The organism is Mycobacterium sp., assembly GCF_035506235.1.
GTDB lineage: Bacteria > Actinomycetota > Actinomycetes > Mycobacteriales > Mycobacteriaceae > Mycobacterium.
In genome coordinates this window covers 1-4523 of record NZ_DATJPU010000280.1, presented here as the reverse complement: position 1 = coordinate 4523, position 4523 = coordinate 1, and the positions used below count along the sequence as shown (strand labels likewise).

Sequence of the window (4523 nt, the reverse complement as noted above, 5' to 3'; positions counted from 1 at the left end):
CCGGTCGCCAAGACGGTGTGCGCGCTGCTGTCGGAGTGGCTGCCGGCCACCACCGGCACCGTCATCTTCGCCGACGGCGGCGCCAGCACCCAATTGCTGTAGCAGGCAATGGATTTCGACGCCGTCCTGCTGCTGTCCTTCGGCGGCCCGGAGGGGCCGGAGCAGGTGCGGCCGTTTTTGGAGAACGTCACCCGGGGCCGCAACGTACCGCCGGAGCGCCTCGACGAAGTCGCCGAGCATTACCTGCATTTCGGCGGGGTGTCGCCGATCAACGGGATCAACCGTGCGCTGATAACCGAGCTCCAGCAGGAGCTCGACGTGCCCGTCTACTTCGGCAACCGCAACTGGGAGCCGTACGTCGAGGACACCGTCAAGACGATGCGGGACAACGGTGTTCGGCGTGCCGCGGTGTTCACCACGTCGGCCTGGAGCGGGTACTCCAGCTGCACGCAGTATGTCGAAGACATCGCCCGGGCCCGCCGGGCGGCCGGGCCGGATGCACCCGAATTGGTCAAGCTGCGGCCCTACTTCGACCACCCGCTGTTCGTCGAGATGTCCGCCGGTGCCATCGCGGCGGCGGCCGACACCGTGCCCGGCGACGCGCGGCTGGTGTTCACCGCGCACTCGGTCCCGGTGGCCGCCGACCAGCGTTGCGGTCCCCGGCTCTACAGCCGCCAAGTCGCCTATGCCACAAGACTGGTGGCGACCGCCGCCGGATACGCCGATTACGATCTGGCCTGGCAGTCGCGATCGGGGCCGCCGCAGGTGCCGTGGCTGGAGCCGAGTGTCGAGGACCAACTGGCGACGCTCGCGAAAGCAGGTACCGAGGCCGTTCTCGTCTGCCCGATCGGGTTCGTCGCCGACCACATCGAGGTGGTGTGGGACCTCGACCACGAGTTGCGATTGCAGGCCGAGGCCGCGGGGATGGCCTTCGCCCGGGCCGCAACACCCAACGCCGATCGTCGATTCGCACGGCTGGCAGCGGATCTGATCGACGAGCTTCGCTACGGCCGGGCCCCGAATCGGGTGAGCGGACCGGATCCGGTGCCGGGCTGTCTCGCCAGCGTCAACGGCGCGCCGTGCCGTCCGCCGCATTGCGTTGCGCGCCAGGCTTAGTCGGCGATCGCGAGCGGACTTTAGTCGGCCCAGGCCGAGTGCAAAATTGCCGTAACCGCGGCCATCCGCGCCGAGCGCACCACCGTGGTCAGCGGCCGCAGCGCATCGGTGGCGATTCGCGCCTGCGACGACGATTGCGCGCCAAGCCCGGCGACGATGCGGTCCGTCGGGGAGTCGGACACTCGGCTCAGTCCGGCGCTGACCGCGATGATGGCGTCGACGTGCGCGGCGTTTTCCAGCACCCGCAGCGCGCGCGACGGCGCATGCTCGGGAATGCGGTGTTGCCGTGCCGTTTCCAGCAGCTGCTCGACGAGTCCCCGCGGATCGTCCACATCGGACGCGGCGGCTCCCACCCCGATGGCGCCGAGCGCATCGGCGGCCGATCGCACGGCTGAGCGCAGCGCGTACTCGGCGTCGCCGAGTTCGTAATGGTCGAGCACCGGCGCGCCCGGCAGGGAGTACACCGTCCAAGACAGCCCGCACAATTCGGGGAATCCCGCGTCGTCGTCGTCTCCGTAGCTGAACTCGGGAACCAGCCCCACGGCGGTGGCGGGATCGTCGGGGTTGGTGATGATGACCGCCTCGCCGGCGGCCAGTGCGTCGGATTCGAACTGCGTTCCCGGGGCCAGGCCGCGCACGTCGCCGGGCACCGGCTGGACGATGTTGATGGTTCCCCGCAAACGATCCGGGCCAGGCGACACCACCGGCCGCCCGACGGCCGCGCGCAGGGTTTGCAACAGCGTGACGGTCCCGGCGTCGTGAACATCGGGCCACGGCAGCCCGGTGTGGCCCGCGGCGACCGCATCATACGCGGTGACCGATTGCTTTGGCGCCCAAACGGATAACGCGTCCAAGACGTCGTCGGGCGCCGCCTTGCCCGCGAGCCAGGCGTTGGCCCACAGGGACAGCGAGACACTGGGACACCACATGTTCTCGGAGTGTAGTTGTTCGATCCGGCAAAGGCTGATTACGCGTATCCTGACCGCATGCCCGCCGCGGTGATTTGGCTCATATTCGCGCTGGCGCTCGCCGGTGGGGAGGCGCTCACCGGCCATATGTTCCTGCTGATGCTCTCCGGCGGCGCGCTGGCAGCCGCGGGCAGCAGCTGGTTGCTTGGCGGCCCGGTCTGGGCCGACGCGGCGGTGTTCCTGGTGGTCTCGGTCCTGCTGCTGGTCGTGGTGAGGCCGGCGCTGCGGCGGCGGCTCACCCCACCGAAGCTGTTGCCGACCGGCATCGAGGCGCTGGAGGGCAAGAACGCGCTGGTGCTGGAGCGCGTCGCGCGCGATGAGGGCCAGGTGAAGCTGGACGGCCAGGTGTGGACGGCGCGGCCGGTCAACGAGGACGACGTCTACGAACCGGGCGACCGGGTGACCGTCATGCAGATCAATGGCGCCACGGCCGTGGTGTTCAAGGGCATGTAACCACCTCTGGAGAAACAGGAGGACGCGCGATGGCTGGAATTGCTCTGTTGGTGGTGGCGCTGGCGATGGTGATCTTCGGGATCATCGTGGTGGCGAAGTCCGTCGCGCTGATCCCGCAGGCCGAGGCCGCCGTGATCGAACGCCTGGGGCGATACAGCCGCACCGTCAGCGGGCAGCTGACGCTGCTGGTGCCGTTCATCGACCGCGTCCGTGCCCGGGTGGACCTGCGCGAGCGGGTGGTGTCGTTCCCGCCGCAGCCGGTGATCACCGAGGACAACCTGACCCTCCACATCGACACCGTGGTCTACTTCCAGGTCACCGTCCCGCAGGCGGCCGTCTACGAGATCAGCAACTACATCGTCGGCGTCGAGCAGCTCACCACGACCACCCTGCGAAACGTGGTCGGCGGGATGACCCTCGAGCAGACCCTGACGTCCCGCGACCAGATCAACGGGCAGCTGCGCGGCGTGCTGGACGAGGCCACCGGACGCTGGGGCCTGCGGGTGGCCCGGGTCGAGCTGCGCAGCATCGACCCGCCGCCGTCGATCCAGGCCTCGATGGAAAAGCAGATGAAGGCCGACCGGGAAAAGCGGGCGATGATTTTGACCGCCGAGGGCATGCGCGAGGCGGCGATCAAGGAGGCAGAGGGCAACAAGCAGGCGCAGATCCTGGCCGCCGAGGGCGCCAAGCAGGCCGCGATCCTGGCCGCCGAGGCCGACCGCCAGTCGCGGATGCTGCGCGCCCAGGGTGAGCGCGCCGCGGCGTACCTGCAGGCGCAGGGCCAGGCCAAGGCCATCGAGAAGACGTTCGCCGCGATCAAGGCCGGCCGGCCCACCCCGGAGATGCTGGCCTACCAGTACCTGCAGACGCTGCCGGAGATGGCCCGCGGCGACGCCAACAAGGTGTGGGTGGTCCCCAGCGACTTCAACGCGGCGTTGCAGGGCTTCACCAAGCTGCTGGGCGCCCCGGGCGAGGACGGCGTGTTCCGGTTCCAGCCGTCCCCGGTCGAAGACCTGCCCAAGCACCAGGCCGACGACGACGCCGACGTCGCCGATTGGTTCTCCACCGAGACCGACCCGGCCATCGCCCAGGCGGTCGCCAAGGCCGAGGCGATAGCCCGCCAGCCGGTGGACGGCCAGCCGGGAGCGCCGCCCGAGTTGACCCAATAGGCTGGTCGCATGAGTGCGCTGACTTCACCGAAAACCTATGCGGGACTTGCCGCCTTCCATGCCGTCGACGCCGTCGCGTGCGGGGTTCAGGTGGCCCCCATCAAGAAGGTTCTGGACGACCTGGGAGTGCCGGACGAAATCCGCCCCGTCCTGCCGGTGGTGAAGGCGGCCGCCGCCGTCGGGTTGCTGTCGGTCACCCGTTTCCCCGCTCTGGCGAGGCTGACGACGGCGATGCTGACGTTGTACTTCACCCTGGCAGTCGGCGCGCACATCCGGGCACACGACAAGTTCGTCAACGCCATCCCGGCTGCCACCACGTTCCTGGCCATCTTCGCCGTGATGACGGTCAAGGGCCCGGATAACGGCTGATCCGATGGTGGCGACCCGCCGCGCCCGGCTTCGCCGCGCTAGCGATCGCCACTGTCCGATGGTGGCGACCCGCAGCGCCCGGCAGTGCCGCGCTTGCGATCGCCACTGTCGCAACGTAATTCGACCATCGGCAGCGGGCTGTCGGTGTCGGTGATCGGCGCGCCGAGCGTGTTTTCCAGCACCGGCCGGAACCGCTCCCACGTGCCGGGATGACGGTCGCGGTAGGTGGCCAGCGTGCGGTCGGCCTCCCGCCGGTCGAGGACACGCGCGGTGGCGCGCCGCGGGGCATGGCTGCCGACGTACACCCGGACCCGCGGGTTGGCCTCAATGTTGCGGAACCACTGGGCTTTTCGGCCGAAACCCGACGCGACGACGTAGACGTCGGGCGCGGGGTGATCGACGACTTCCAGGACGGCGTAGCGCGGGGCGCCGGACTTGCGGCCGCTGT

General features: G+C 69.4%; 6 protein-coding genes and 1 pseudogene. 5 read left to right on the top strand and 2 right to left on the bottom strand.

Annotated features, from left to right (window positions below):
- Positions 1 to 102: pseudogene (locus tag VMD50_RS26550) on the top strand (NADH-dependent enoyl-ACP reductase InhA); the annotation flags it as partial.
- A gap of 6 nt (positions 103 to 108) precedes the next feature.
- Positions 109 to 1116 (top strand): ferrochelatase, encoded by a 1008-nt coding sequence (locus VMD50_RS26545; protein WP_325432385.1) that lies wholly within the window; start codon positions 109 to 111, stop codon positions 1114 to 1116.
- Between the two features lie 20 nt (positions 1117 to 1136).
- Here VMD50_RS26545 and VMD50_RS26540 read toward each other — a convergent pair whose 3' ends face one another.
- Positions 1137 to 2045 (bottom strand): hypothetical protein, encoded by a 909-nt coding sequence (locus tag VMD50_RS26540; protein WP_325432383.1) that lies wholly within the window; start codon positions 2043 to 2045, stop codon positions 1137 to 1139.
- A 57-nt stretch (positions 2046 to 2102) separates the two neighbouring features.
- Here VMD50_RS26540 and VMD50_RS26535 point away from each other — a divergent pair, with 57 nt between their 5' ends.
- Genes VMD50_RS26535 through VMD50_RS26525 form a run of 3 tightly spaced genes read left to right on the top strand, consistent with a single transcriptional unit; the run spans position 2103 to position 4075 of the window.
- Positions 2103 to 2537, top strand: coding sequence for an NfeD family protein (locus tag VMD50_RS26535; protein ID WP_325432381.1), 435 nt, complete (start codon positions 2103 to 2105; stop codon positions 2535 to 2537).
- 29 nt (positions 2538 to 2566) lie between these two features.
- Positions 2567 to 3706, top strand: coding sequence for an SPFH domain-containing protein (locus tag VMD50_RS26530; RefSeq protein ID WP_325432379.1), 1140 nt, complete (start codon positions 2567 to 2569; stop codon positions 3704 to 3706).
- 9 nt (positions 3707 to 3715) lie between these two features.
- A complete protein-coding gene (locus VMD50_RS26525) occupies positions 3716 to 4075 on the top strand; it encodes a DoxX family protein (RefSeq protein ID WP_325432377.1) in 360 nt (119 codons plus the stop codon).
- A gap of 38 nt (positions 4076 to 4113) precedes the next feature.
- On the opposite strand, the gene VMD50_RS26520 is transcribed toward VMD50_RS26525, so the two are convergent.
- A partial coding sequence (locus tag VMD50_RS26520) for a nitroreductase family deazaflavin-dependent oxidoreductase (protein ID WP_325432375.1) occupies positions 4114 to 4523 on the bottom strand: 410 nt, incomplete at its 5' end.